Source organism: Rhodococcus sp. JVH1, assembly GCF_000280725.2.
Lineage (GTDB): Bacteria > Actinomycetota > Actinomycetes > Mycobacteriales > Mycobacteriaceae > Rhodococcus_F > Rhodococcus_F jostii_A.
Genome location: NZ_CP166289.1, coordinates 6,736,539 through 6,761,462 on the forward strand (window position 1 = coordinate 6,736,539; position 24,924 = coordinate 6,761,462).

Annotated in this window: 26 protein-coding genes, 1 tRNA gene and 1 other RNA gene; 14 read left to right on the top strand and 14 right to left on the bottom strand. The window is 66.4% G+C overall.

Annotated features, from left to right (window positions below; all coding sequences use genetic code 11):
- Nucleotides 1-35: 35 nt before the first annotated feature.
- On the bottom strand, nucleotides 36-2,891 hold the full coding sequence (gene aceE / locus JVH1_RS31370) for a pyruvate dehydrogenase (acetyl-transferring), homodimeric type (protein ID WP_371113057.1): 2,856 nt from the start codon (nucleotides 2,889-2,891) through the stop codon (nucleotides 36-38).
- A 224-nt stretch (nucleotides 2,892-3,115) separates the two neighbouring features.
- On the opposite strand from aceE, the gene JVH1_RS31375 reads away from it, so the two are divergent.
- The 4 genes from JVH1_RS31375 (at nucleotide 3,116) to JVH1_RS31390 (ending at nucleotide 4,855) form a co-directional block, all read left to right on the top strand.
- Complete coding sequence (locus JVH1_RS31375) at nucleotides 3,116-3,652, top strand: hypothetical protein (protein WP_009473912.1); 537 nt, start codon at nucleotides 3,116-3,118, stop codon at nucleotides 3,650-3,652.
- Between the two features lie 168 nt (nucleotides 3,653-3,820).
- Nucleotides 3,821-4,246, top strand: coding sequence for a DUF3052 domain-containing protein (locus JVH1_RS31380; protein WP_005247829.1), 426 nt, complete (start codon nucleotides 3,821-3,823; stop codon nucleotides 4,244-4,246).
- 40 nt (nucleotides 4,247-4,286) lie between these two features.
- Complete coding sequence (locus JVH1_RS31385) at nucleotides 4,287-4,751, top strand: peroxiredoxin (RefSeq protein WP_009473911.1); 465 nt, start codon at nucleotides 4,287-4,289, stop codon at nucleotides 4,749-4,751.
- A gap of 32 nt (nucleotides 4,752-4,783) precedes the next feature.
- Nucleotides 4,784-4,855, top strand: a tRNA-Val gene (locus JVH1_RS31390).
- A gap of 100 nt (nucleotides 4,856-4,955) precedes the next feature.
- Here the strand turns inward: JVH1_RS31390 and JVH1_RS31395 are convergent.
- Together JVH1_RS31395 and JVH1_RS31400 are read right to left on the bottom strand one after the other, a co-directional pair.
- Nucleotides 4,956-5,216, bottom strand: coding sequence for a hypothetical protein (locus JVH1_RS31395; RefSeq protein WP_009473910.1), 261 nt, complete (start codon nucleotides 5,214-5,216; stop codon nucleotides 4,956-4,958).
- Nucleotides 5,209-5,724: a GbsR/MarR family transcriptional regulator gene (locus JVH1_RS31400; RefSeq protein ID WP_009473909.1), complete on the bottom strand. Its 516-nt coding sequence runs from the start codon at nucleotides 5,722-5,724 to the stop codon at nucleotides 5,209-5,211. The genes JVH1_RS31395 and JVH1_RS31400 overlap by 8 nt, the downstream gene beginning before the upstream one ends.
- Nucleotides 5,725-5,859: 135 nt before the next feature.
- On the opposite strand from JVH1_RS31400, the gene JVH1_RS31405 reads away from it, so the two are divergent.
- The gene (locus JVH1_RS31405) at nucleotides 5,860-6,048 is read left to right on the top strand and encodes a hypothetical protein (protein ID WP_011594293.1); all 189 of its coding nucleotides are present in this window, start codon (nucleotides 5,860-5,862) and stop codon (nucleotides 6,046-6,048) included.
- 4 nt (nucleotides 6,049-6,052) lie between these two features.
- On the opposite strand, the gene JVH1_RS31410 is transcribed toward JVH1_RS31405, so the two are convergent.
- Nucleotides 6,053-6,244: a hypothetical protein gene (locus tag JVH1_RS31410; RefSeq protein WP_009473907.1), complete on the bottom strand. Its 192-nt coding sequence runs from the start codon at nucleotides 6,242-6,244 to the stop codon at nucleotides 6,053-6,055.
- A gap of 332 nt (nucleotides 6,245-6,576) precedes the next feature.
- Entirely contained in the window at nucleotides 6,577-6,939 is a 363-nt protein-coding gene (locus JVH1_RS31415; protein ID WP_009473906.1) for a DUF5655 domain-containing protein, read from the bottom strand.
- 49 nt (nucleotides 6,940-6,988) lie between these two features.
- On the opposite strand from JVH1_RS31415, the gene JVH1_RS31420 reads away from it, so the two are divergent.
- Nucleotides 6,989-7,972 carry a cobalamin biosynthesis protein gene (locus tag JVH1_RS31420; RefSeq protein ID WP_043778198.1) on the top strand — a complete coding sequence of 328 codons (984 nt, stop codon included), beginning with the start codon at nucleotides 6,989-6,991 and terminating at the stop codon, nucleotides 7,970-7,972.
- Here JVH1_RS31420 and JVH1_RS31425 read toward each other — a convergent pair.
- Genes JVH1_RS31425 through JVH1_RS31435 form a run of 3 tightly spaced genes read right to left on the bottom strand, consistent with a single transcriptional unit; the run spans nucleotide 7,913 to nucleotide 9,999 of the window.
- Complete coding sequence (locus JVH1_RS31425) at nucleotides 7,913-8,794, bottom strand: SURF1 family protein (protein ID WP_016880004.1); 882 nt, start codon at nucleotides 8,792-8,794, stop codon at nucleotides 7,913-7,915. The two genes, JVH1_RS31420 and JVH1_RS31425, sit on opposite strands and share 60 nt — an antisense overlap.
- 43 nt (nucleotides 8,795-8,837) lie before the next feature.
- Entirely contained in the window at nucleotides 8,838-9,311 is a 474-nt protein-coding gene (locus tag JVH1_RS31430; protein WP_009473904.1) for a low molecular weight protein-tyrosine-phosphatase, read from the bottom strand.
- Nucleotides 9,298-9,999 (bottom strand): HAD-IA family hydrolase, encoded by a 702-nt coding sequence (locus JVH1_RS31435; protein WP_009473903.1) that lies wholly within the window; start codon nucleotides 9,997-9,999, stop codon nucleotides 9,298-9,300. The genes JVH1_RS31430 and JVH1_RS31435 overlap by 14 nt, the downstream gene beginning before the upstream one ends.
- A gap of 29 nt (nucleotides 10,000-10,028) precedes the next feature.
- On the opposite strand from JVH1_RS31435, the gene cobC reads away from it, so the two are divergent.
- The 4 genes from cobC to JVH1_RS31455 all read left to right on the top strand — a co-directional run bounded on the left by cobC (nucleotide 10,029) and on the right by JVH1_RS31455 (nucleotide 14,139).
- The gene (gene cobC, locus JVH1_RS31440) at nucleotides 10,029-11,063 is read left to right on the top strand and encodes an Rv2231c family pyridoxal phosphate-dependent protein CobC (protein WP_009473902.1); all 1,035 of its coding nucleotides are present in this window, start codon (nucleotides 10,029-10,031) and stop codon (nucleotides 11,061-11,063) included.
- Nucleotides 11,060-12,199, top strand: a complete 1,140-nt coding sequence (locus JVH1_RS31445; RefSeq protein WP_009473901.1) for a Nif3-like dinuclear metal center hexameric protein — start codon at nucleotides 11,060-11,062, stop codon at nucleotides 12,197-12,199. Before cobC ends, JVH1_RS31445 begins: the two co-directional genes overlap by 4 nt.
- A gap of 99 nt (nucleotides 12,200-12,298) precedes the next feature.
- Complete coding sequence (locus JVH1_RS31450) at nucleotides 12,299-13,036, top strand: zinc ribbon domain-containing protein (RefSeq protein WP_009473900.1); 738 nt, start codon at nucleotides 12,299-12,301, stop codon at nucleotides 13,034-13,036.
- Complete coding sequence (locus JVH1_RS31455; protein WP_009473899.1) at nucleotides 13,033-14,139, top strand: bifunctional RNase H/acid phosphatase; 1,107 nt, start codon at nucleotides 13,033-13,035, stop codon at nucleotides 14,137-14,139. The genes JVH1_RS31450 and JVH1_RS31455 overlap by 4 nt, the downstream gene beginning before the upstream one ends.
- Before the next feature lie 7 nt (nucleotides 14,140-14,146).
- On the opposite strand, the gene JVH1_RS31460 is transcribed toward JVH1_RS31455, so the two are convergent.
- A complete protein-coding gene (locus JVH1_RS31460; protein WP_009473898.1) occupies nucleotides 14,147-15,397 on the bottom strand; it encodes an SLC13 family permease in 1,251 nt (416 codons plus the stop codon).
- 7 nt (nucleotides 15,398-15,404) lie between these two features.
- On the bottom strand, nucleotides 15,405-15,932 hold the full coding sequence (locus JVH1_RS31465; RefSeq protein WP_043778255.1) for a DUF1697 domain-containing protein: 528 nt from the start codon (nucleotides 15,930-15,932) through the stop codon (nucleotides 15,405-15,407).
- A 60-nt stretch (nucleotides 15,933-15,992) separates the two neighbouring features.
- Here JVH1_RS31465 and rnpB point away from each other — a divergent pair.
- Together rnpB and JVH1_RS31475 are read left to right on the top strand one after the other, a co-directional pair.
- Nucleotides 15,993-16,431: RNase P RNA component class A (gene rnpB, locus JVH1_RS31470), an RNA gene on the top strand.
- Nucleotides 16,432-16,742: 311 nt separating this feature from the next.
- Nucleotides 16,743-17,213: a DUF2637 domain-containing protein gene (locus JVH1_RS31475; RefSeq protein ID WP_043778195.1), complete on the top strand. Its 471-nt coding sequence runs from the start codon at nucleotides 16,743-16,745 to the stop codon at nucleotides 17,211-17,213.
- A gap of 127 nt (nucleotides 17,214-17,340) precedes the next feature.
- Here JVH1_RS31475 and JVH1_RS31480 read toward each other — a convergent pair whose 3' ends face one another.
- Nucleotides 17,341-18,225 carry a hypothetical protein gene (locus tag JVH1_RS31480; protein WP_043778194.1) on the bottom strand — a complete coding sequence of 295 codons (885 nt, stop codon included), beginning with the start codon at nucleotides 18,223-18,225 and terminating at the stop codon, nucleotides 17,341-17,343.
- Between the two features lie 359 nt (nucleotides 18,226-18,584).
- Nucleotides 18,585-19,010, bottom strand: coding sequence for a hypothetical protein (locus JVH1_RS31485; RefSeq protein WP_009473894.1), 426 nt, complete (start codon nucleotides 19,008-19,010; stop codon nucleotides 18,585-18,587).
- 234 nt (nucleotides 19,011-19,244) lie between these two features.
- Between JVH1_RS31485 and JVH1_RS31490 the strand changes: the two genes are divergently transcribed.
- Both JVH1_RS31490 and JVH1_RS31495 read left to right on the top strand, forming a co-directional pair.
- The gene (locus tag JVH1_RS31490; protein ID WP_009473893.1) at nucleotides 19,245-20,129 is read left to right on the top strand and encodes a hypothetical protein; all 885 of its coding nucleotides are present in this window, start codon (nucleotides 19,245-19,247) and stop codon (nucleotides 20,127-20,129) included.
- Nucleotides 20,130-20,946: 817 nt separating this feature from the next.
- Nucleotides 20,947-21,348 (top strand): hypothetical protein, encoded by a 402-nt coding sequence (locus JVH1_RS31495; protein ID WP_009473890.1) that lies wholly within the window; start codon nucleotides 20,947-20,949, stop codon nucleotides 21,346-21,348.
- A 681-nt stretch (nucleotides 21,349-22,029) separates the two neighbouring features.
- Here JVH1_RS31495 and JVH1_RS31500 read toward each other — a convergent pair.
- Both JVH1_RS31500 and JVH1_RS31505 read right to left on the bottom strand, forming a co-directional pair.
- Entirely contained in the window at nucleotides 22,030-23,124 is a 1,095-nt protein-coding gene (locus JVH1_RS31500) for an SGNH/GDSL hydrolase family protein (RefSeq protein WP_009473889.1), read from the bottom strand.
- A 38-nt stretch (nucleotides 23,125-23,162) separates the two neighbouring features.
- Complete coding sequence (locus tag JVH1_RS31505) at nucleotides 23,163-24,851, bottom strand: SGNH/GDSL hydrolase family protein (RefSeq protein WP_009473888.1); 1,689 nt, start codon at nucleotides 24,849-24,851, stop codon at nucleotides 23,163-23,165.
- Nucleotides 24,852-24,924 lie beyond the last annotated feature (73 nt).

Genomic DNA, 24,924 nt, shown 5'->3' on the forward strand with positions numbered 1-24,924 from the left:
CGGACACACGGGCGGCGGTGGGGAGGATCTCGGCGTTACGCGCTGCCGGTGTCCGTGTACGAGACGGCCGCGGCGCGGACGTCGTCGATGCGGTACCGGTTGGCGGCTTCGACGGCCTTGGAGCGGTCGAGGGTGCCTTCGCCGGCGAGGGCGGACAGGACGGCGACGACGATGGATTCGGCGTCGACGTTGAAGTACCGGCGGGCGGCGGGGCGGGTGTCGGAGAAGCCGAACCCGTCGGTGCCGAGGGTGGTGTACGAGCCGGGGACCCACTGGCGGATCTGGTCGGCGACGGCGCGCATCCAGTCCGAGGCCGCCACGAACGGGCCGGCGGCGTCGGACAACGCCTGCGTGACGTAGGGCAGCGGGGCGTCGGTGCCGGGGTCGCGCAGGGCCTGCTTCTCCCGTTCGATGCCGTCGCGGCGCAGTTCACCCCAGGAGGTGACCGACCACACGTCGGCGGCCACACCCCACTCGTCGGCGAGCAGCTGCTGGGCCCGCAGGCCCTCGGGCATGGTGACACCGGAGACCAGGATCTGCGCCTTCGGGCCCGATGCCTCGGACTTTTTGAACAGGTACATGCCCTTGAGCAGTCCGTCGACGTTGAGGTCGGCGGGCTCGGCGGGCTGGGAGTAGGGCTCGTTGTAGAGGGTGATGTAGTAGAAGATGTCCTCCCCACCGAACCCGTCCACGCCGTCGGTGCCGCCGTACATCCGGCGCAGCCCGTCCTTGACGATGTGCGCGATCTCGTAGGAGAACGCCGGGTCGTAGGCGACGGCGGCCGGGTTGGTCGAGGCCAGCAGCAGCGAGTGCCCGTCGGCGTGCTGCAGTCCTTCGCCGGTGAGGGTGGTGCGGCCGGCGGTGGCGCCGAGGACGAATCCGCGGGCCATCTGATCGGCCGCGGCCCACAGGCCGTCGCCGGTGCGTTGGAACCCGAACATCGAGTAGAAGATGTACAGCGGGATCATCGGCTCACCGTGGGTGGCATAGGAGGTGCCGACCGCGGTGAACGAGGCGGTCGAGCCGGCCTCGTTGATGCCCTCGTGCAGGATCTGCCCGATCTCCGATTCCTTGTAGGCGAGCATCAGGTCCGCATCCACGGCGGTGTACAGCTGGCCGTTGCGGTTGTAGATCTTCAAGGAGGGGAACCAGGAGTCCATCCCGAAGGTGCGGGCCTCGTCCGGGATGATCGGGACGATCCGCTTGCCGATCTCCTTGTCCCGCAACAGCTCCTTCATGATCCGCACCAACGCCATGGTGGTCGCGACCTGCTGCTTGCCGGAGCCCTTGCGGACCACGTCGTAGGTCGAGTCCGCCGGCTGCGGCAACGGTGCCGGGCTGGTGCGCCGCTGCGGCAGGAACCCACCGAGCGCGCGGCGGCGGTCGAGCATGTACTGGATTTCCGGGGCATCGGGGCCGGGGTGGTAGTACGGGGGCATCTTCGGGTCCTTCTCCAACTCGGCGTCGGAGATCGGGATGCGCTGCAGGTCCCGGAAATTCTTCAGATCGTCGAGGGTCAGCTTCTTCATCTGGTGGGTGGCGTTGCGGCCCTCGAAGTGCTTGCCCAGGGTGTAGCCCTTGATGGTGTGCGCCAGGATCACCGTCGGCTGCCCCTTGTGCGCCATCGCCGCCGCGTACGCGGCGTAGATCTTGCGGTAATCGTGCCCGCCGCGCTTGAGGTTCCAGATGTCCTGATCGGAGAGGTTCGCGACCAGTTCCTTCGTCCGCGGATCCCGGCCGAAGAAGTGCTCGCGCACGTACCCGCCGTCGTTGGCCTTGTACGTTTGGTAGTCACCGTCCGGGGTGACGTTCATCAGGTTGACCAGGGCGCCGTCCCGGTCCGCGTGCAGCAGCGCGTCCCACTCGCGGCCCCAGACCACCTTGATCACGTTCCAGCCGGCGCCGCGGAAGAACGACTCCAACTCCTGGATGATCTTGCCGTTGCCGCGGACCGGGCCGTCGAGGCGCTGCAGGTTGCAGTTCACCACGAACGTCAGGTTGTCGAGGCCCTCGGTGGCCGCCACGTGCGCCAGGCCGCGGGATTCGGGTTCGTCCATCTCGCCGTCACCCAGAAACGCCCACACGTGCTGATCGGCGGTGTCCTTGATGCCGCGGTCGTGCAGGTAGTGGTTGAACCTCGCCTGGTAGATCGCGTTCATCGGGCCCAACCCCATCGACACGGTCGGGAACTCCCAGAAATCCGGCAGCAGCCGCGGGTGCGGGTACGACGGCAACCCGCCGCCCTGATCGGCGTGCGAGTGTTCCTGCCGGAACCCGTCCATCCGCTCCGCCGGGATCCGCCCCTCCAAAAAGGCGCGGGCGTAGATGCCCGGCGAGGCGTGGCCCTGGATGAAGATCTGATCCCCACCCCCGGGATGGTCCTTGCCGCGGAAGAAGTGGTTGAACCCCACCTCGTACAGGGCCGCCGACGACGCATACGTCGAAATGTGGCCGCCGACCCCGACCCCGGGGCGTTGCGCGCGGGTCACCATCACCGCCGCGTTCCACCGGATGAACGCCCGATACCGGCGCTCGGTCTCCTCGTCCCCGGGGAACCACGGCTCGTTCTCCGTCGGGATGGTGTTCACATAATCGGTCGACGTCAACGCCGGCAACGCGACGTGCTTCTCCCCGGCCCGCTCGAGCATCCGCAACATCAGATACCGGGCACGAGTCGGTCCGGACCGGTCCAACAGTCCGTCGAACGATTCCAACCACTCCGTGGTCTCGTCCGGGTCGATATCCGGCAGATAAGACGCAACACCCTCACGGATGACGCGAACGCGGGCGTCGGAACCCGGGGTCGCACTGGGGTTGGAAGGTTGGGCCGCTCCGGCGCCGGGTGTGGCGGAATCCGGTTGAGACGCGGGTCCCTGGATCAGGTCTGACAACGTTGCTCCTCATTGTGGTGGGACGCGCGGTGTGGCGTCCTCTCCATGCGATCGCGGCCTTGTTAGGCCCGACCCATCTCCTTTATGAATATGGCGCGACCCTCATCTTTCACCATCGCGGCGCAGTCGGCACACTGTGTTCGGGTTACTCTCCGGTAGCGTTTGCGCAGATCCGGGGCCGAATGTTGAACTTGTCGATGCCGTCGAAAACATGGGGGAGACGAATGCGCACGTCGACGCGCCGCTGGGGGCCGGCGAGTGCTGCCGTCGCGGCGATCGTCGGTGTGGGCGTCATCGCCGGATGCGGCGGCGCGGTCGAGGGGACCGCGCAGCAAAACGATTCTCAGGCCGCCGAGTACGCCGCGGAGGCGACGTCCTCATCGGTGGCCGCGTCGTCCTCCCAGAAGGCCGCGGCCGAGCGGGAGGCGCTCGTGGAGCAGTGCACGATGTTCGTGAACCGTGCCGGCGACACCATCGACAGCTACAACGCCTTCATCGACGCCGCCAACGCCGACGCCGCAGACACCGGTGCGAAGGCGAGCGCCGCGGCGGCAGCCCTTCGGGCGGCGGCCGACGGGGCGTATGCCGCCACGCCCGCACTTCCCGCGGAGCTGACCGGACTGCTCACCGATTACGCGAACAACTACCGGGAACTCGCGACCGCGGTCGACGGCGGGCAGCGCGGTGACATTCTGAACACACTCGCGAGCCGTGGAGACGAGCTCAGCGACTCGATTCGGGGAGCCTGCCCCACATCGTGACTCCCGCACCGTAGGCTCGGTCGATGACCACGCATCACTACTTTCTGAGAAAAATTCGCGTGGTCGGCTTGCGCGAAAGCGTTCGAGCATGTTCGCTTTCACCTAATTGATCTTCATCCGGCAGGTGTTCGGGTATCCGAGCACCGTCAACAAAAGGAGGACCCCACCGTGGTCGCCGCGGCGGACGCCCAAAACTACGCTCAGAAACTCGGGATCACTGCCGACATGGCGGTACAGGAACTGGGCTGGGACGAGGACACCGACGACGACCTGCGTGCCGCGGTCGAGGACACCATCGGTGGAGAACTGCTTGACGAGGATTCCGACGAGGTGATCGACGTCGTGCTGCTGTGGTGGCGCGACGAAGACGGAGACCTCGTCGACGCCCTCATGGATGCCATCGGCCCCCTGGCCGACGAGGGATTCGTGTGGGTCCTCACCCCCAAGACCGGTCAGCCCGGTCACGTGGAGCCCAGCGAGATCGCCGAGTCCGCACCTACAGCCGGTCTCACCCAGACGTCGGCGGCGAACCTCGGGGACTGGTCGGGAAGCCGTCTGGTTCAGCCGAAGTCGCGTCCCGCGAACAAGCGCTGAACAGTCGCACCTTTTCGTTCACTCACCGAAGGATCACGTCATGCCGCTCGAGGTGGGCACCACCGCCCCCGATTTCACCCTCAAGGACCAGAACAATCAGGAAGTGACGCTTTCCGATTACCGCGGAAAGAAGAACGTCCTGCTCGTGTTCTACCCCCTCGCGTTCACCGGAACGTGTCAGGGTGAACTCTGCAAGGTTCGCGACGAACTGCCGAAGTTCGAGAACGACGAGACTGCGATTCTCGCGCTCTCCGTCGGTGCGTCGCCGACACACAAGATCTGGTCCGCCGAGCAGGGATACACCTTCCCGCTGCTCGCCGACTTCTGGCCGCACGGTGCGGTCGCGCAGCAGTACGGTGTCTTCAACGAGAAACTGGGCTTCGCGAACCGCGGCACCTTCGTCATCGACAAGGAAGGCGTCATCCGGTTCGCCGAGATGAACGGGCCCGGAGAGGCCCGTGACCAGGAAGCTTGGGAGAAAGCGCTCGCCACGCTAGAGTCCTGATGCGCATCCGGCGAGGTTCTCGCCGGATGTTCGGGCGTGTAGCTCAGTGGTAGAGCTCTGGTTTTACACACCAGCGGTCGGGGGTTCGAAACCCTCCGCGCCCACCGTCAGGGCAAAGCCCCGATCTGCGTTCCGCGCGGGTCGGGGCTTTCTCCGTGTCGGTGTTCACCGTGCTGCCCGCGTTCGGCCGCCCCGCACGGCACTTCACTCCTCGGTGAGTTCCATGAGCTGCTCGGCGGCGGTGATGTTGCCGTTGTCGGCGAGGCGGCGGAGTTCGTTCATGTCGCCCAGTTCCGTGGCGAGTTCGATGAGCTGGTCGGCCGCGTCGGAGCAGCCGTTGTCTGCGAGCCGGCGGAGTTCGTCCATGTCACCCCGTTCGCCGGCGAGCTCGATCAGGATGTCGAGCGCGGTCGAATCGCCTTTGGCCGCCTGCTCGCGCAGGGCGGACAGTTCGATTTCAGTCATGGTGTACATCCTCTTCTCGATCGGGTTTCTTCGTGCGCCGAGCCCGGAGCTCGTCGCGATGCGCGTGCCACTCGTTCAGCAGCGCCGGAAGTCGCTCGCTGAGGAAGTCGGCCAGCGCGACCATCTCCTCGAGCGGGGCGCGACGTTCGGGTGGAGCGTCGGCCAGCAACGCCAATCCCTCCCGGAACAGCGCCGCATGCTCCTGATGGAGAGCGGAATCGAAGTTCTGCGGTTGCTGACTGGCCGGGTCCAGGCTCACCCGGTCCACCCGCTCGCCGGCCATTCGGGTTCGCCGCGCCATCCGATAGCCCTCGAGCAGCTTGACCGCCCCGGTGATGGCGCTCCGGCTCGCCAGCAACGCCTCGCCCAGTTCGTCGATCGTCTGTTGCGGTGGATCGCAGACGAACAGGTACCCCAGCAGCCGTCCCGCCATCGGCGGGAAACCGTACCGGCGTGCGTAGAAACGGCCGACGTGGTCGGCGAATATCAGCTGTGTGTCGGACGGCACAATACCGAAAATAGCAGTTCTGACTGAAATAGCACAGATTTGTGTCATTTCAGTTCAGCTGCCGTCCTGTGACAGGTTTCGTGGAGTTAACCTGTTCATCGCCCGCGGCCTCGCCGGCAGTGGCATATTCCTGACATGCCCAGGTACAAGGTGACGCTGCGCAACGGCACGTCGAGCGACAAGACCTTCGAATCAGACTTCCAGGCCGTCAACGAGACGCACCGGCCCACCGAAACCGGCGCGGGCATCGTGAAGATCGACCGCTACGAGGACGACGGGGAAGTGACCGGCGTCTGGTCCGCTCCCACCACGAGCCGCAGGTAGCCCGTCAGGTCGCGTCGCGCGAGGTCGCGGAGCCGCGGCGACCGAGTTCGGCCTCGAACGCCGTGATCCGGATGGTGACTCCGCGGACCGTTTCGCAGCCGTAATCGTTCGCGATCGACTCGCCGAGCAGTGCTCGGTGCTCATCCAGCTGGGCGAGCAGTTCGTCGTCGCCGAGCTTGGTCAGGTCGCTGCACACCTCTCGATCGTCCCAGGCGCAGTCGGCGAAACCAATGCCTCACACGAATTTCCACCGGATGCGCAGAACCCCGCCGGGCCACGTGGGTGTGTTGAGTCAGCACCGAAGATGTGAGCAGGGCGGGGCCGTGCGCCGCCCCTGAATGGGGGGAACGAGGCGGCATTTACCATGGTAGGCGCAGTAAAGGGCGCTTGGCGAGATACTCAGCAGAGTTTCAGGAATCAGACATACCGACCGGAACGAGTGCGTGGTTCGCAGCCGCCGACGGATTGGTGAGACGCACACGCTATTGCGCGGGAATCCGGCGAATCGGCGCGCAATTGTGCCCCCGGCTAGTGCGCGCGAATGCCTGGACCCACGGTGTCGTAGGCCTCGGCGAGGAGCGCCGCTAGGGTGTCGTCGAGCTGATCGTCGGACGTGATCGTCAAACGGTGCGTGATCACCGTCTTCGTGGTGGGAAACGCCTCGCGGAGCTGCGGGTGATGGACGCGCCGACGCAGGTCGAGAGCGATCTCGAGCCGCGACGAATAGATGAACGCGGCAGCGAAGACGCGGGCACGAGCCCACGCGATCTCGGTCCGGTGGACCCGCTCGTCCACCTCGCCGCACGCGAGAACGAGGTCACGGAACTGCAGCAGGCGCTCGGTGGCGTCCGGGTCCTTGCCTACCAGGTACTCGTCGATCGCGGCATTCATGGGACGCTCCTTTACATCGACTGCAACGTTAGTTGATACAAATATCGGCGTGCATCGAACCTCCCGTCCCGCCGCCGCGCGTGCTGCAGGCCTGCTCCTCGGCTTCGCCGCCGACCGCGTGTTCGCCGATCCGGCCCGGTGGCATCCCGTGGCCGGATTCGGACGCACCGCAATGGCATTGGAGAAGGTGACGTACCGCGACTCCCGGCCGGCCGGGATCCTGCACGTGGCGGTCCTCGTCGGCGGAGCGGCGGGGCTGGGGGTCGCCGCGACGCGGATGGCGCGGCGCGGGGGATGGCCAGGCGAGGTAGCCGGAACGGCCGTCGCGACGTGGGCCGTGCTCGGCGGGACGTCGCTGGGACGGACCGGATCGAGCATGGCCGCACACCTGGAGGTGGACGACCTTGCCGCCGCCCGCGCCCTGTTGCCGTCGCTGTGCGGCCGCGACCCCAGCGTGCTCGGCGTCGACGGGCTCACGCGGGCGACGCTGGAGTCGGTGGCCGAGAACACGTCGGACTCGGCGGTCGGGGCATTCGTGTGGGGCGCCGTGGCCGGAATTCCCGGACTGTTCGTCTACCGGGCGTCCAACACCCTGGACGCGATGGTCGGGTACCGCTCGCCGAAGTACCGCAACTTCGGCTGGGCGGCGGCGCGGTGGGACGACGTCCTCAACCTGCTGCCCGCCCGCCTGACGGGTGCGCTGTCCGTCATGGCCGCGCCGGCGGTCGGCGGGTCGCCGAACGAGGCGTGGGAGGCGTGGCGACGCGACGCGTCCCAGCACCCCAGCCCCAACGCGGGCGTCGCGGAGGCCAGCGCGGCGGGCGCACTCGGGATCTCGCTGGGTGGGCGCACCGAATACGCGCACGGCGTCGAGATGCGACCCGTCCTCGGCTCCGGGCCGTCGCCCCTGCCCGTCGACCTCGACCGTGCGGTACGGCTGTCCGCGGCGGTGCAGGTCGGTGCGGCGCTGGTGTCAGCGGCCCTTGCCGTAGCGGTCGGCCAGCTTCGCTTCCGCCGCCGTCCGCGGCGCTGACTCCACCGGCTTGCTTCGGGCGAACGGCTTCTTCCGGGCCACCGGTGTGGGAACCGGGGCGGAGTCGTCGGAGGTCTTCGCGGACTTCTCCTTGCGGCGTTCGCGCCACTCCGCGCGAATGAAGTAGGCCAGGCCGAGCGGGGCCATGATGCCGAACGCCAGCCACTGCAAGCCGTACGACAGGTACGGGCCGGCGTCGAGTTGGGGGAGCGGGATGGTGCCGAGGCCGCCGGGCTGACCGGGTTCGAGTTGCACGTACGCGTCGACGAGATCGGTGCCGATGAAACCGCCGATCTGACCCGCATCGATGTAGTACACCTGGCGGAGCCCGTTCTCGTCGATCGGTTCCTTGCCTGCGATGGTGCCCTCGGACTTTCGGACGCGACCGTCGAGCGTCACCTGCCCGGCCGGCGGCGGATCCACCGGCGGCGGCTCGGTTCCCTGCACAGGGCGGACGTAGCCGCGGTTGACCAGGATCGTGCGACCGTCGGTCAGTTGCAGCGGCGTCAGGACCTCGTACGCGGGCTGCGATTCGATGGACCGCAACCGGACCAGCAGATCACTGTTCTGGACGTAGGACCCGGTCGCGGTGACGCGGCGCCACTCGTCGTCCGGATTCGGGGCCGCGCCGGACAGCAGGGTCTCCAGCGGGACGGGGTCGGCGTCGACCGAGTCGGCGATCAGCTGGTTTCGGTGCTCCGTCGACGTGTTCTTGCCGAGCTGCCACGGCGCGAGCACGTAGAAACACATGAATGCGAATCCGGCGACCACCAAGGCCAACACCAACCAGCCGGGTCGCAACAGAAATCTCAGCCTTCGCACGCCTCCACGGTAGCCGCTCGCAGGTGGGGACCCTGATCGTGGGTTACCGGCTGCGCACCCAGTCGAGCAACCCGGGCACCGCGGCCTCGATCTGCAGGCGGACCCGTTCGAAGTCCTCGAGGTCGCCGTAGAAGGGGTCTGGGACGGACGACGTGTCCGCGTCCGGGTCGAAGCTGCGCAGCAGCCGGCGGCGTTCGTCGGGCACCCCCATGTGGGCAAGCTCACGGTCGTGGTTGGCCGCCAGTGCGACCACCAGATCGGCGCCGAGATGGAACGGCCCGACCTCCGCGGCCGTGTGGCCCGTCGGGTACCCGTTCAGCTTCAGGGTCTCGTTGGTGCGGATGTCGGCCTCGCGGCCGACGTGCCAGCCGTGGGTCCCGGCGCTGCTCACCGTCACCCGGTCGTCGAGGGCTTCCCGGCGGAGGTGCTCGGCGAAGATCTTCTCGGCCATGGGGGAGCGGCAGATGTTGCCGGTGCACACGAACGTCACGTGCAACGGGGTGTCAGGCTGCGGCATCGAGCATCTTCCCGAGGTGGGCGACGGTCTGCGCCGTCGTGTGCGCGCGCTCGGCCTCGGCCGGGAAACCGTAACCCCACTCGACGAACACCGCGGGGATGCCCCAGTGCGCGGCACCGAGGACGTCGTGGTCACGGTCGCCGACCATCAGGACGTCGGGGGTGGCGCCCTCGGTGGCGGTGACTCCCAGGTTGCGGAGGGAGTGGGCGATCACGTCCGACTTGGCGCGCCGACTGCCGTCGTCGCTGGCACCGCCGATGAACTCGAAGTAGTGGGCCAGTTCGAAGTGTTCGAGGATGCGGATCGCGAACCGTTCGGACTTCGACGTGGCGACGGCGAGCCGTCGGCCGCTGTCGCGGGCGTCGATCAGCACCTTCTCGATGCCGTCGAAGACGGCGTTCTCCGCCCACCCCACGCTGTCGTAGCGCTCGAAGTAGGCCGCGACCGCCTGCCGCACGACGTCTTCGTCCAGCCCCATCGACCGGAACGTGTCGATCATCGGCGGGCCGATGACGGCGTCGATCATCTCGTCGGTCGGTTCCGGCTGCCCGATCGTCGCGAGCGCATGACGGAACCCGGCGTGAATGCCGGGCGCGGAGTCGGTGAGCGTGCCGTCGAGATCGAACAGCACGATCGGAGCCGACAGGGCCGAAGGGGCGGAGGACAGGGAGGTGGAGAGAGATGTCACCGGACCATTGTCCCTTAGGCTCGACGGTTGTGGACATTCGTGCCGGTACCCGGGAGAGCCTGCGTCACCACGGAGACGTGGATGCGGGGCCCGGTCTCCTCGATTTCGCAGTGAACGTGCAGGGCGACGGGCCCCCGGAATGGCTGCGACTGCGTCTCGCGGACGCGTTGCCGCGCCTGGGCTCCTATCCCACCGTCGGGGCCGATCGCGCCGCCCGGACCGCAGTCGCCGCCCGGCACGGCCGGACGCCCGAGGAGGTGCTGCTCCTCTCGGGTGGGGCCGAGGGCTTCTCCCTGCTCCCGCGGCTCGGGGTCCGGGAGGCAGCACTGATCCATCCGTCGTTCACGGAACCGGAGTGGGCGCTGCGGGAGGCGAACGTGCCCGTCACACAGGTGCTGCTCGACGACCCGTACGTCCTGGATGCCGCCGCGATTCCCGAATCCGCCGACCTGGTGGTGATCGGCAACCCGACCAACCCCACCTCGGTGCTGCACCCCGCGGAGGAGATCCTGCGGCTGCGCCGGCCCGGCCGGATCGTCGTGGTCGACGAGGCGTTCGCCGACGCGGTGCCGGGCGAGGTCGAGTCGCTCGCCGGTCGTTCGCTGCCCGACGTGCTGGTGCTGCGCAGCCTCACCAAGACGTGGGCACTGGCCGGACTGCGCTGCGGGTACGCGCTCGGCTCCCCGGAGATCCTCGAACGCCTGCAGGTGGGGCGGGCGCACTGGCCGCTGGGAAGCCTGCAGGTGGAGGCGATCGCCGCATGCAGCGAACCGGACGCCGTCGCCGCCGCTCGGGAGCACGCCGTCGTGCTGGGTGCGTGGCGGGACGACATGATCCGGCGGCTGAACGCGATCGGCGTCGCGGTGCACCAGCCCGCCGTCGCACCGTTCCTGCTGCTCCGACTGCCGGACGGCGAACTCGTGCGGAAGCAACTACGCGAGCGGGGCATCGCCGTGCGGCGGTGCGACACGTTCCCCGGACTCGGTCCCGACTTCCTCCGGGTCGCGGTCCGACCCCCCGAGCAGACCGATGTGCTGATCGACGCGATGAAGGAGATTGTGTGAACCCGGTGCGTCTCGCCGACGTGATCGCGGCCCTGGATGCGGCATACCCGCCCGCCCTCGCCGAATCGTGGGACTCCGTCGGCCTCGTGTGCGGCGACCCCGACGACACGGTGACGACGGTGACGATCGCGGTCGATCCGACCGCCGAAGTCGTCGACGAGGCGATCGACGCCGGCGCCGACCTTCTCCTCGTCCACCACCCGCTGCTGCTGCGCGGCGTCGACACCGTCGGCGCGCACACCCCGAAGGGCGCACTCGTCCACAAACTGATCAAGGCCGGATGCGCCCTGTTCACCGCGCACACCAACGCCGACTCCGCGGACCCCGGCGTCTCCGACGCCCTGGCCGCGGCGCTCGGACTCACCGTCACCGGACCGATCGACCCACACCCCACCGAGGACCTGGACAAGTGGGTCGTCCTGGTCCCGGCAGGCGACGCCGACACGGTGCGCCGCGCCCTGTTCGACGCGGGCGCCGGACACATCGGCAACTATCGCGACTGCAGCTGGTCCGTCACCGGGCAGGGCCAGTTCCTCCCGACCGACGGCGCGAACCCCACCCTCGGCGCGGTCGGTGCGCTCGAACGCGTCGAGGAGAGCCGGGTGGAGGTGATCGCCCCGCGCGGCATCCGGCAGAAAGTGCTCGCCGCGATGCGCGCCGCCCACCCGTACGAGGAGGTCGCGTTCGACGTGTTCGAGATGGCGACGTTCCCCGGACCCCGCGGACTCGGGCGGTTCGGGGAGCTCCCCGAACCGCTGTCGCTGCGCGACTTCACCGACCGGGTGGCGGACGCCCTGCCCGCCACGACGTGGGGTGTGCGGGCCGCGGGCGACCCCGAAGCGACGATCCGCACCGTCGCGGTGTGCGGCGGCTCCGGCGACTCGTACCTGGACGCCGTCTCCCGACTCGGCGTGGACGCCTACGTCACCGCCGATCTGCGACACCACCCTGCGGACGAGCACCTGCGCGCCGGAGGTCCGGCCCTGATCGACGTCGCGCACTGGGCGAGCGAGCAGCCGTGGTGTGACCAGGCCAAGGGCGTCCTCGACGCCGCGTTCGGCCGCACCCCGGAATGGCAGGTTCGGGTGTCGGCCGTACGAACCGATCCGTGGTCGGTCAGCGCGTCGCCGTCGTAGCGCCGTCCGGCCGAAACCAGTGATCCGCCGGGGTACTGTTGACACCCAAGCAATCTGCACACCAGAACCCTTCACAGAAGACAGCAGGAGTTACCACGCGTGAACGTCGAACCACAGGTGCAGTCCAAGCTTCTCGACCTCGCCGGCGTCGATGCGGAGCTGTCGAGGATCGCCCACCGACGCACCGCGCTTCCGGAGCGTCAGGAAGTCGAGCGGCTCGAGGCGGAGCGCGTCACCCGTAAGGACGCGGCCGTGGCCGTCGAAATCGTCCTCGACGATCTCGACCGCGACATCCGCAAACTCGAAGGTGAGGTCGACGCCGTCCGTCAGCGCGAGGACCGCGACCGCACACTGCTCCAGAGCGGAACGGTCGGATCGAAGCAGCTCACCGAACTCGAACACGAACTCGGCAGCCTCGTCCGCCGTCAGGGACTGCTCGAGGACGAATTGCTCGAGGTGATGGAACGGCGCGAGGCGTCGCAGTCCGACCACGACCACGCCGGTGCGCAGCTGTCGCAGATCGAGGAAGACCTCATCGACGCCGGCCGCCGCCGGGACGACGCCGTCGCGGATCTGGACGCCGCCGAGCAGCGCTGCATCCGCGACCGAACGGCCCTGGCCGACCAGTTTCCCGCCGACTTGATCGCCGTCTACGAGAAGCAGCGGAGCCAGAACGGCGTCGGAGCGGCACTGCTGCAGTCGCGGCGCTGCGGAGCATGCCGCATCGAACTCGATCGCGGCGAGATCTCCCGGATCACCGCCACCGCACCCGACGTCGTCGTGCGCTGCTCCGAATGCGGCGCGATCCTGGTGCGCACCAAGGAGTCGGGTCTGTGAGTGCCGGTCGGGTCGTCGTCGAGGCCGACGGTGGTTCGCGCGGCAATCCCGGACCCGCCGGCTACGGCGCCGTGGTGTTCGACGCCGCCAACGGCACCGTTCTCGCGGAGCGCAAGGAGAGCCTCGGGATCGCCACCAACAACGTCGCCGAGTACCGGGGCCTGATCGCCGGTCTCGACGCCGCCGCCGAACTCGGCGCCTCCGAGGTGGACGTGCGGATGGACTCCAAACTGGTGGTCGAGCAGATGTCCGGGCGCTGGAAGGTCAAGCACCCGGACATGATTCCGCTGCAGCGCCAGGCGTCCACACTCGCCCGGCAGTTCGATTCTGTGACGTACACGTGGATTCCGAGGGCGGAGAACGCGCACGCCGACCGCCTCGCCAACGAAGCCATGGACGGCGCCGACGGCGATGCCGACGTCGAACCGGAACCGGCTGCCGTCCCCTCGGAGAAGACCACCCCCGCGGCACCGGGCTGGATGGACACGACGGGTGCCCCGACCCGGATGCTGCTGCTCCGGCACGGGCAGACCCCGCTGTCCGTCGACCGGCGCTACTCGGGTCGCGGGAACCCGGCCCTCACCGAGATCGGGCAGGCCCAGGCGAACGGCGCGGCCGCCCGCTTCGCGGGCAACAACGGAATCGCGGCCGTGGTGTCGTCCCCGCTCGGGCGCGCGCAGCAGACCGCGACGGCGGCGGCGAAGGTGCTCGGACTCCCGGTCACCGTGCACGAGGGCCTCACCGAAACCGACTTCGGCGAGTGGGAGGGTCTCACGTTCCGGGAAGCTGCCGAGCGCGACCCCGAACTGCACCACAAATGGTTGTCGGACACGTCGGTGTGCCCGCCCGCGGGGGAGAGCTTCGACGAGGTGCGGGAGCGCATCCTGAAGGTCCGCGACGACCTCACCGCCTCCTACGCCGGCTCCACGATCCTCGTGGTCACCCACGTGACCCCCATCAAGACCCTGCTGCAGTTGGCGCTCGACGCGGGACCCTCCCTGCTGTACCGGCTGCACCTGGATCTGGCGTCGCTGAGCATCGCCGAGTTCTATCCCGACGGCGGCTCGTCCGTCCGCCTGGTGAATGACACCTCCCACCTGTGAGTACTTGTTAACCGCCCGCGGTTAACAAGTACTCACAGGCCCAGAGGGCAACGACCGCGGCGAGCAGGGTCAACGGCGTGGTCACCAGCGCGAGAACCGTGAACGTCCGGAGATCTGCGGGAGATCCGGCTCGCGCAGCCACGCGCCGCCACAGCATGATCGCGAGCGATCCCACGTAGGTGATGTTGGGGCCGAGGTTCACACCGAGCAGCATCGCCAGCACGAGTCCGGTCGGAGGGTGCGGTCCGAGCGCCGCCAGCAGGAGCAGCGTGGCGGGCAGGTTGTTCACCAGGTTCGCCGCGACCGCGGCGACGACGGCCATCGTGAGCAACGCGGTGAACGACGTGTCGGTCGGCAGCCGCGTGGCGATCCATTCGCCGATCGGACCGTTGGCGACCCCGGCCACGACGACGCCGAGGATCAGGACGAACGCGCAGAACCACACGTCGATCGAATACACGATCCGTCTCACGCTGGTCCGGCCGTCGCGCAGGGCGACGACGCCCAGCACGATCGCCCCCGCCGCGGCCACCCATGCCGGTGCGACCCCGACGAAGCCGGACACCGCGAACCCCAGGAGTGTGGCCGCGATGATCGACAGTGCGGCGACCGGCGCCTGCGGATCGCGTTTCGGCTCCGGCTCGGCTTCGGGCCGGCCGAGGTGACGCCGGAAGAACACGCGGAACAAGATGAGTTCGACGACGATCGCCACCGCCCACGGCAGGGCCATCACGGCGGTGAAATGCAGGAAGGTCAACCCGGTCGCCGAGAACGCGATGAGGTTTGTCAGGTTGGACACGGGCAGCAGGGTCGACGCGGTGTTCGACAGGTGAGCCGTGGCGTACGAGTGGGGGCGCGGATCCATTCGCAGCGAGCGGGCCGTGGCGATCACCGCCGGTGTCAGCAGGACCACCGTGGCATCGAGACTCAGCACCGCGGTGGTCAGCGCCGCCGCCCCGAACACGAGTGTCAGCAACCTCTTCGGATCCCCCCGCGCCCCCCGGCGCAACCGGCCCGCGATCCAGGTGAACACACCCATGGCGTCCGCGAGGTGCGCGAGCACGAGGATCGCCGCCAGGAACCCGACGGTCGGGGCCATCTCCGACACTTCGTCCCAGGCCTCCGACGGCGTCACCAGACCGGTGGCCAGGACGACGACCGCAGCCGGTGCGGCCGCGACGATCTCGGGCAGCCTGCGTGGGCGCACGACCGCGAAGACGAGGACTCCGGCGACGAGCGCCACCGCCAGAACTGTCACCGAGGGGTCACTTCAGGAGCTTGTGGAGGGTGCGCAGATTCCGGGTCGTGGTGAACGCCTTGAGCTTGGGAGCGCCGGTGCTCCTGCCGAACCTGCTCTTCAGCGTCATGCCCCGTTCGACTTCCCAGTACAGGACGCCGTCGCCGGCCTGCACCCGTTCGACCTCCGGATCCAGCTCGTCCCGGATGCTCAGAAGTGTGTCCAGGACGTCGGGCTCGGGCGTCACCAGCACGTACGGGTGCCAGCCTTCTCGCTCGGGGTCGAACGGGTAGTCCTCGACGATCTTCCGGACCGTGTCGAGGTCGAGGACGAAAACCCAGGCTTCGTAGTGGAATTCGGCACGCAGCGCGGCTTCGATCTCCCTCTTCAGGGCGGGGACGTCGCCGCGGTCGGAGTCGAAGAGCACGTTGCCCGACGCGAGAACGGTCTTCACGTTCTCGAATCCGAGATCGACGAAGGTGCTGCGGAGGTCGGCCATCTTGATGTTGATGCCGCCCACGTTGATGCCGCGCAGGAGGGCGGCGTATCGGGTCATGAACAGACCATAGTGCGGCGACATGACACGTTCGCACGGACTGTAGGCTGATCGCGCGGACGAGTTGGCCGGGCGACCGCGGCACAGGGAACCAGCACTTCAGTGCACAGGCCCTGAGTCGAGGAAAGTCCGGACTCCACAGAGCAGGGCGGTTGTTAACGGCAACCCGAGGTGACTCGCGGGACAGTGCCACAGAAAACAGACCGCCGATGCCACATCCTCCGGGGTGTGGCGTCGGTCAGGGTGAAACGGTGCGGTAAGAGCGCACCAGCACCCCGGGTGACCGGGGTGGCTAGGTAAACCCCGCCCGGAGCAAGGTTGAAGGCCGCACCGGTTCCTCCGGGATCCCGGTGCGGCTGCGCAGGTGTTCGAGGGCTGCTCGCCCGAGCCTGCGGGTGAACCGCTCGAGGTACCCGGCGACGGTGTGCCCAGATGGATGGTCGCCACCCGGCGCTTCGGCGCCCGGGGACAGGATCCGGCTTACACGCCAACTCGTCCGCCCTTACTTCAGCGCTCGCGCTGGTCGGGTTGTATTCCCAGATCAGAGGCACTTTCCCTGGTGGGGATCCGCGGCGCACGACGCGCACCCAACGCGCCGATTTCAATCGAGCGACGGGACCAGACGGGACGCGCCAGATACCCATACCCCCCAGCAGTACTGCCGGACGAGCGGCGATGTCGGGGCAGTCCGGGAGGGCGTGAGGTTGGTGCGAATCGCAATCAACAGGTCAAAACAACGTCAGAACTCAAAATCCCCTCGCAGGTGTACGGACCTACGAGGGGACCTAACAGCCGGGAGATACCCCAGCAATGTCGATTACAACACAGCTCACTCCTGCAAGAATCACGGCCGGCGGCGCGATAGCTGTGACCGGACTTGCATCGTGGATGAGCTTCACCGCACTGTCCGATCTCGCCGCGGACAATGGAATCGCGGACGATCAAAGCCCGGCATTCCCCTTGATCGTTGACGGGCTGACGATCGTGTCGACCATCGCCGCCGCGACCCTCGCCATGGGTTGGCCGCGCGCTTACGCGTGGATCCTGCTGGTGCTCGGCACCGCAGTCTCCGTCGGAGGAAACTCGGCACACGCCGTCACCAACGGGGGCGGTTCGATCGCGGTCGCCATCTCGGTCATTCCGCCGCTCGTCCAGCTCGCGAGCATTCACCTCGCTATCACGCTTGCGAATGAAGAGTCGCGGCCTGCCCTCGCTGATGGGTCACCGGGCCTCAGTGTCGACGCGCCCGGCACGGAGGAGGAACTTCTCGCCGCGGCTTGAAACCGCCTGGCCGGTAAAAACAGCGCAGTGCCACTTAGCCCCCGACCGCGTGTGGTCGGGGGTCGGCGGCGCATTCATCTGGCTCGGCGGGCGCGTGCTCGCGGCCAGGCCCGCTCGCCGCCGCGCATCAGGCCTCGAAGAAGTCCACGGAGTCAATCGTTGGACGCCCAAGTAGAGGACTATCTTTCCATTCTCCAGTCACGAACCCCGTGTGAATGTCCTTCTCCAGCGGAAGAAGGTCCAGATCGACTGGCATCGGCCCCTCGCGCGTCCAGAGAGGCACTCCCGGCAGCACTATCTCGGAATGCGCTAGCTGCCACGGATATTTAACAACAGTTCCCACAATGTCGCGGATTTGGATATTGCAAATGTGAATCATGCTAAGCAGACCCTGAGAGAGGCGTGGATCAAACCCTTCCGGAAATAGCAAGCCTGACGAAAAACCCTGCACCCAGTTCAAGTCGGAATCCGGAACCCGAAATGCGCTTACCACGATATTGGAGGGCATCCCAAGGGCGATCCGGTGTCGGTCCTCTGCCTTCCACTTAAGAGGTGCAGTCTGAGAGACGTTGAGTACTGCAGACGTCTTCGCAAACCAGCGGGAAAGCAGCTCGACGTCGCCTCTATTGAGGTTCCGATCGCGCTCAAATATGAGCGGTTCGACTGCGGCTTCTAACCGGGACATCCAGCCGTTATTGCAGACGTTGCATACGCGACTTTCTACCATCGTTCGCGCCGGCATTGGCCCGCGTTTATCGGTTTCTACGCCCATTGCAATACTGAGACGAAATGGCTCGAAACGCAGTTGCTCTTCTGTGAAGTGCTTGAATGACCACTGGGGGAAGATGTGCTCTTTCGTCGGCGTCGCCTGCCCAGTCGTACGGGGGCACATCCAACAGAACGGCGTCACCTCTAGGTAGCGCGAAGCGGCGGCCCGACTCCCGCTGATCTTCTCCTTGTCGTACTTCCGAAGGCCGGAGGCGGGGTAAGTCCTGTCAACGTCTCTGCGCACTGCGAGATCGTAACTGCACAATCGAGAAGTACATGCCGGACACGAATCGCGACCGACACATTGACCCTCTGCGGTCTTGCCCATCTTTCGCGCTGCGGTTCGGCGCCGGCACACGGTGGGGTTCGCACCGTCTCCCCGCACTGTCGGCAGTAGTGCGTCCGATGGCCGCCGTTGTTCGCGGTGTCACAGGCGCATACCTACCAGCCGACGATGCATACGTTCGGCCCGAGGTCGTGCCCGTTCGGGCATTGACGCGGCGCGGGCTCGACGGACTTCACAGGGAAGCTTCGCACACACGTTCGACGTTTGATACCGTGCCTTCACCCGGCGCGGAGGGAAGCCGCGCCGGGGTCTACATCTCAGGCCTTCTGCGTCCCGGTTGTTGCAACCAACTGTTCACCGTTCGCGGCAGTGGCTTTCCAGCCCCCACTGAGACTGCCCAACACCTGTTCCGCGAGAGGCGCCAGCCCATCGCGGTCCGCTACCTCGCCCTCACCGCGCACCTGCGAATCCAAATCGGAGATCTTCACAGCGTGCACAATCGTGTACTCACGAGCGAGTCGCACCACTTCTTCCTCCGGAACGCGAAACGGATCATTCGCAGTAAGCGCATCGGAAACGATCTTCCCGTCTGAGTGCAGGGCGGCGATATCATGCGATGAAAGAACGGTCTCGGCCTCACCGCCAGGCGATACAGCCGGGGCCAACTCGCTGGCGCCTCTCGCGAGCTTGTGCTGAATGGTGTCCCGGATCTGGGCCAAGGTCGTCTTGCGGTTGATGTTCATTCGCGAATCATGGCACGCAGTGGGTAACCACATAATCCAATCACGTGATCTCTACCGCGGGTCCAGTTCGTCTGGTTTGATGCGCAGGTGACAGATGCACCCAAGGCCTCCGATGAGACCGTCCTTCGATTCTTCGTGGGATCCGAGGATGGGCGGAGATCAGCTGAGTGGCGGATCTGGACCGCGGCCGAGGGACGGCGCCCAAAGGATGATGTATACCTGTCCCCACAGCTAATGATCAACGACTCGAAGATCAGCTTGCACAGGGATGGCATGGCTCAGATCGGGCTGTCTAAGGCAGTCCGTGACCAGCTGAGGCCCGGCGACAAGAAGGCGCTTCTGCGGTGGGAGATGGCGGACGTCGAAGTCATCCCTGGATGGAAAGCGCGGTACGTTTTGCAATTTCCAGAGAGCGAACTCGAACAATTGGACAGCGTCCCCCTCAAGGCTGTCCGGATTCCTTCAGCAGGTGCAGGTCGATCCCTCCATGTGATCGTGATGACATCCGGTCCGGACTGCACGCTTCCGCCGGGAACGAATGTTGCAGCGTTGCTGGGCAGAGGAAATGGCGGCCATGTAGCCGTCGTGGTTCTTGAGACCGACTTCGATCCCCGCACATTCGACGCGCTAAAGGCGGGACCGGAAACATCGTTAACCGGGTGGTCCGTGCCGAGTGTGGTAACCGAACGAGAGCCATTCGGATGGATCGTCCATCGCAGGTATGACGAGGTTCGGGTATCAACCGAGTACAGCTTCTTGAAGCGTCGTCCGGAACGAAAGCTCGCGCTCGCAGATTTCGAGGGCGCCGTTCTACCATGGGCCAAGAAGCCACCAGAGGCCGATCACCGTGATGCCGCCTGCGCAATCCTGGTCTGTAGTCAACGGCGGCGCCCGAAGCTCTACGTCGACCGACGCTCACGCTGTAACCACGAACACCTCGCCGGCGACGCGATGGATTTAGTAGCTGCGTTCGACCGTAACGAGATCGATCGTGGCTGGAGCACACTCCGGAACGGCGAGTACTTCACGATGATCGGAATGCCCGAAGTCCTTAAAGCCAAAGGGCTCAACCACTGGGTGAGGGGGCCCGGCCGTGCATCACGACAACGCCGGGAATGACACTGGGACCGAACTATCGATCATTCACCCGACCTATACCGCGCACACAGTTCGTCTGGTTTGATGCGCACGTGAAGAAGATGATCTTGGCAGGTTCGGTCATTGCCGGCGTTGCGTTCAGCGTTGCCGGGTGCGGCAATGGAGACAAGACATCGGCTCCCGCTCCGGAAACGGTGACCGTGTATCGCACCGTTACGGTTGTAGCCACGCCCTCGCTTGCACCGACGACGACCTCTCGGCAGCCTGTGGCCGCGCCGGTCACTACGACCCCACCTCCGCCTCCTCCAGCGAAGGTTCCAAAGACCACGATCAGCGACGGAATCTTCGCGGTAGGTAGCGACGTCGCCGCCGGGACTTACTCCACGCAGGGGCCCCGATCGGACCTGGGAATGTGCGCGTGGACATTCCTGCCGTACAAGGGTGCAAGCCTGGGCGAAGCCGAAGGTGGCAGCTCAACGATGGGCCCTGGGTACATGCAGCTCGATGAGGGTCAGATCGTTCAGACGATCGGTTGCACCTGGACTCTGGACGGATGACGTCTGATCGTCATCTGCCAGCACGAGACTCGTCCGGAACAGAAATGTATATGGTGTGCGTCACAGCCTCTGGATTGTTCCGCGTCGGTTTCTAGACTCGTCGTCGCACCGGTCGTCCCCCCCAGCGAAGTCCGGTGCTGAGGACCCCGCCGGCCAACCCCCCCGTGGCCGGCGGGGTCACCTGCCGTCAGGCCCATGCGGGTTAGGGCCCCGTTCTTCCGGCCGGCGCGCGGTATGTCGCGGCTCGACTGCGCCCGGGCGGGCTCCTCTAGCATTCGTACATGACAACCGACAACATCGAAGAAGAGTTGACGCGAGAAGATCTCTCACCATTCCGCGATCCATTGCTGGCAAACCTTGTCGCGCAAACCAACGCGACCGGTGAATCGCTTCCGGTGATTTTGACTATGGATGGCTCCGTGATCTCGGGAGATCTGATCTCGGGTGCCGACTACTTCCGCCAGCTCGGCGAAAAGACGGGGATGTCCGGGTTTTTCGAGCCCATCCTGAAGCAGTACGTAGAGCGCCAGGGCGAGACGGTTACGGACATAGACGTCGAGGACACCCTCTGGATTCATGTGCGCGACACCACCGCGATTTCCGGCTCAACGACCGTCAACATTGGCTTGTGGCGAGGAAGTCTCACCCACGTCACCGGATGGACATTCGGCAAACTTAGTTAGCCCCGACACTGCATCGAACCCCCGACCTTTCCTCGAGGTCGGGGGTTCGCATGATCGTGATGACATCGGCGATAGTTGCACTCTGATAGGGCGGTCTGTGCTGCGGACACGTCGACCAACCCCGTGGCCGGCGGGGTTCGTTCTGTCCGGGCTCGCAAGTACTGGTACGTTCGTCTAATATTTCGTGTCGCGACGGGTGGCTGATGCAAGCCTCGACAGCCCCGGGCGCGGGCCCCGCCGACCAAGCAACCCCGACTGCGATCGGCGGGGTCTCATCTGGTAGCGCCCTCCTTTATCAGGTAGTAGCGCTTCTGGCAATCGAAAGAGCAGCATTGCCGGGTGTGAGGTTCTCGTGGTCGATTTTTCGAGGGAAGCCCTTGCTCACCCAAACGCCGCATGGTGTTGTTTCTTCTGTCGTCGGCTCGCTACCACCGTTAGAGCTGGCGCATCGCGTCCCGCCAGTACAACTGGGAGCTGGCGGGACGCTTCAGGTTTCGGACCCAGGCTTCGTGTGGCGCGCCGCGGAGAGGCTGCGACAACGAAGAAACGCCCCCACCCTCGGGCCGAGGGTGGGGGCGCTGTTGTGGCTCAGGTGGTTACGCGGCGTCGCCGACGAAAGCAGCGAGCGCATCGGTTGCCGTGCACGTCGAGGTTGTTGGGCGCGGTTCGAACTGGCACGGACTACCGCGGGTATAGCGCCGGGAGCACCAAGTCCGAGTACGACCGCATACCCGACAGGGTCAGGTGCACACCGTCGTTCAGGAACAACCCGTCCGCACCGGGCGGTGTCGTCCATTGCGTGGTGAGCACCACCGAACCGCTGCTGTCGGCCGCCTGCGCAATGGCCGTCTCGAAGTCAACCCACGGGTCGAGCCCGACCTGATCGGTGTAGCGGGGGACGACGAACAGGAACTCGCTGTCCGGGGACAGGCTTTGCACGTTCGAGACGATCGTCTCCAGGTCCGTCTGCAGCTCGGTGGTGGTGCGACCATCGGTCCAGTCGTTGCCGCCCAGGGCGATGATCACCAGATCGGGCTGGAGGTCGACCAGTAGCTCGGGCAGGCCTTCGGCGAGTGCGGTCCAGCCGGCATAGTCCTGCGCGGTCTTGCCTGCGAACGCAAGGTTGTACATGTGCAGACCGTTGCCGACGACGTCGTCGGCCTTGTGTTCGACGATGCCCAGGATCTGGCAGCCGTCGGTCGAGTTGTCCACCCTGATCTCGGCGCCGAGTGGGGCGACGCCGAGGCTGCCGCCGAGGTGGTACCGCTCGAGCTGGCCGCCGGGTGTGACCGTGGTGGTCACCGAGTCGCTGGTGATGTCGATGTCCGTGGTGCCGTAGTTCGGGTAGCCGCGCACGACGACTTCGGCCCAGAACGTCGACCCCCCGGTGTCGCCGTCGACGTCCCAGGTGAGGGACTGGGTCTGCCCGGAGGGGCCACTGTTGTTCAGCCAGACCGAGCCGGGGACCCCGTTGGTGTCGCCGGTTCGATCGGCGGTGTCGAGGGCGGTGTCGAACTCGGTCGGCCGGTATTCGTAGTTGGGGTGGTCGGCATTGGGGGTGTCGCAGGGAATCCACTTGCTGACCGGAACTCCCAGACGTTTGCCGAGGTCGTCGGCGAGCAGGTAGGGCCAGGTGCGGCGGTAGTCCTTGACGCCGTTGGAGTCGCCGGCACTGAAGCCGTCTGCCTCGGAGTCGGACAGGACGACGATCTTGAGGGGTCGTTCGTCGCGGCGGACGAGGCAGTTGATCCAGTGTGCGGTGACGAGTTCTGACATGTCGTACCTTTCAGTGTTTTCCATGAGTGGCGGGCTGATCAGCCCGCAACCTTCATGTATGCGGCGGCGGCCTCGGCCATTGCCGTGTTGCCGGCTTCGGTGAAATGCACCCCGTCGGCGACGTACAGACCTGAGCCGGTGAGATCACGGACGTCGAGGACGTGCGCGCCGAGTCCGGCCGCCGTGGAGCTGATCGTCTCGACGTAGTCCGTCCAGGTGGTGGCTTGTTCCGGGTCATCGGCGAGGGGGCGGATGACGAACACGACCTCGGTGCCGGCGCTGGCGGCGGTGATGTCGTTGTGGATTGCGGTCAGGGCTGTTGCCAGCTGCGATGGGGTGCGTCCACCCTGGTAGTCGTTGGCGCCAAGGCAGACCAGGGCGACGTGCGGTGCGTATGCGCCAATGATCGGCTTGAGGGACTTGTCGCCGGCGGCCAACCACGCCGCATATTCGTGGGCCGCCATCGCACCTCGGGAGAGGTTCCACTGCGTCACGCCAGCTGCGGTATCGGCGGCGTACTCGATGATGCCGAGGAGTGCGAAGCCGACACCGGACGCCGCGTGGATGTTGACCGTAGATCCGGGGTTGGTGATGCGGGTGAACACCCGGTCACCGGTCGAGTCGATCGTGACTGGAGATCCGGTGGCAGGGGTGAAGGTCATGTTGCCGCCGTAGCCAGTGGTGACTATGTCGACCGCGGTTGTTCCGGCTGACAGGGTGTAGGCGACCTCGTCGACGTTGGAGGCGTGGCCGCGCTGCAGCCACAGCGACCCGGGGATGCCGACCTGGGTCGTCAGGTCGTCGAGTGCGAACCCGTTCGGCAGCAGCGTGGCCGGAACGTACTCGTAGTTTCCGGGCGCGAGGGGCGTCGATGGCGGAATCCAGCCGCGGCCGCCACTCGTGAGACCGAGGTCGACACGCAGGAGCGATGCGAGCTTGAGCGGCCACGTCTTCGCCCATTGGTCCGGGCCACCAGGATTGCCGTAGCCGTCGTTGGTGGAGTCACCGATAGAGAGGATCTTCAGCCGCGAGGTGCCCGCAGCGAGCGCCGCCGTCCGGTACGTCGAGGATGCCTGCGCGAGCGGGCCGTCCACACCGGTCGAGCCGCCGTTGACCCAGGCGAGCTGACCGTCGACGAGACCGAGGAACTGGCCGTCGGTTCCACCAGGGGGAAGGATCGCCAGGGAAAGAGGCACGCGACCTACCTCGGTGGACTCCGCGTCGTCGAGCCTAAAGACGAGATCGCCACTGTCGCTGATGACTTCACCCACCGCGAACCCTCGCGGTCCACGCGCGAGCTGTACTGCCGTGGAGTTCGGCGCAACGTTGACATGCTCGGCGAGATTGATCTCGGCGTCCGGGACGGCGTAGAAGTAGATCGGGTTGATCCGCGTCGACTTCGTCCCGTACTTGAGGTCGCTGAAGGTGGCACGCCACTGCAGCTCCGCCATGTTCGTGGTCGCGGCGGTGGGGGCAACGATTTTGACGTAGTCGCGGTTGCGGTGATTGATGTTGCCCTGGTTGTCGATCGGCACCTCGAGCATGGTCAGTGCCTTCATCTTCAGGGTGCCGGCGTCGTCGTACAGGATCGTGCTGCCCTCGGCGACCATCGGCGTCAGAGTCAGAGTCCCCGTTAATGGGGTGTCGTCGGGTAGATCATCGGAGTCGACACCGTCGATGACCAACGCCGTCACGTTGACGCGCACGGTTGAGTATCCGAGTGCCATCTAGACCTCCTTTATATGCCTCTGAACGACGAAACCCTCGCCCAGGTGGGCGAGGGTTTCGGCAAAGAGACGA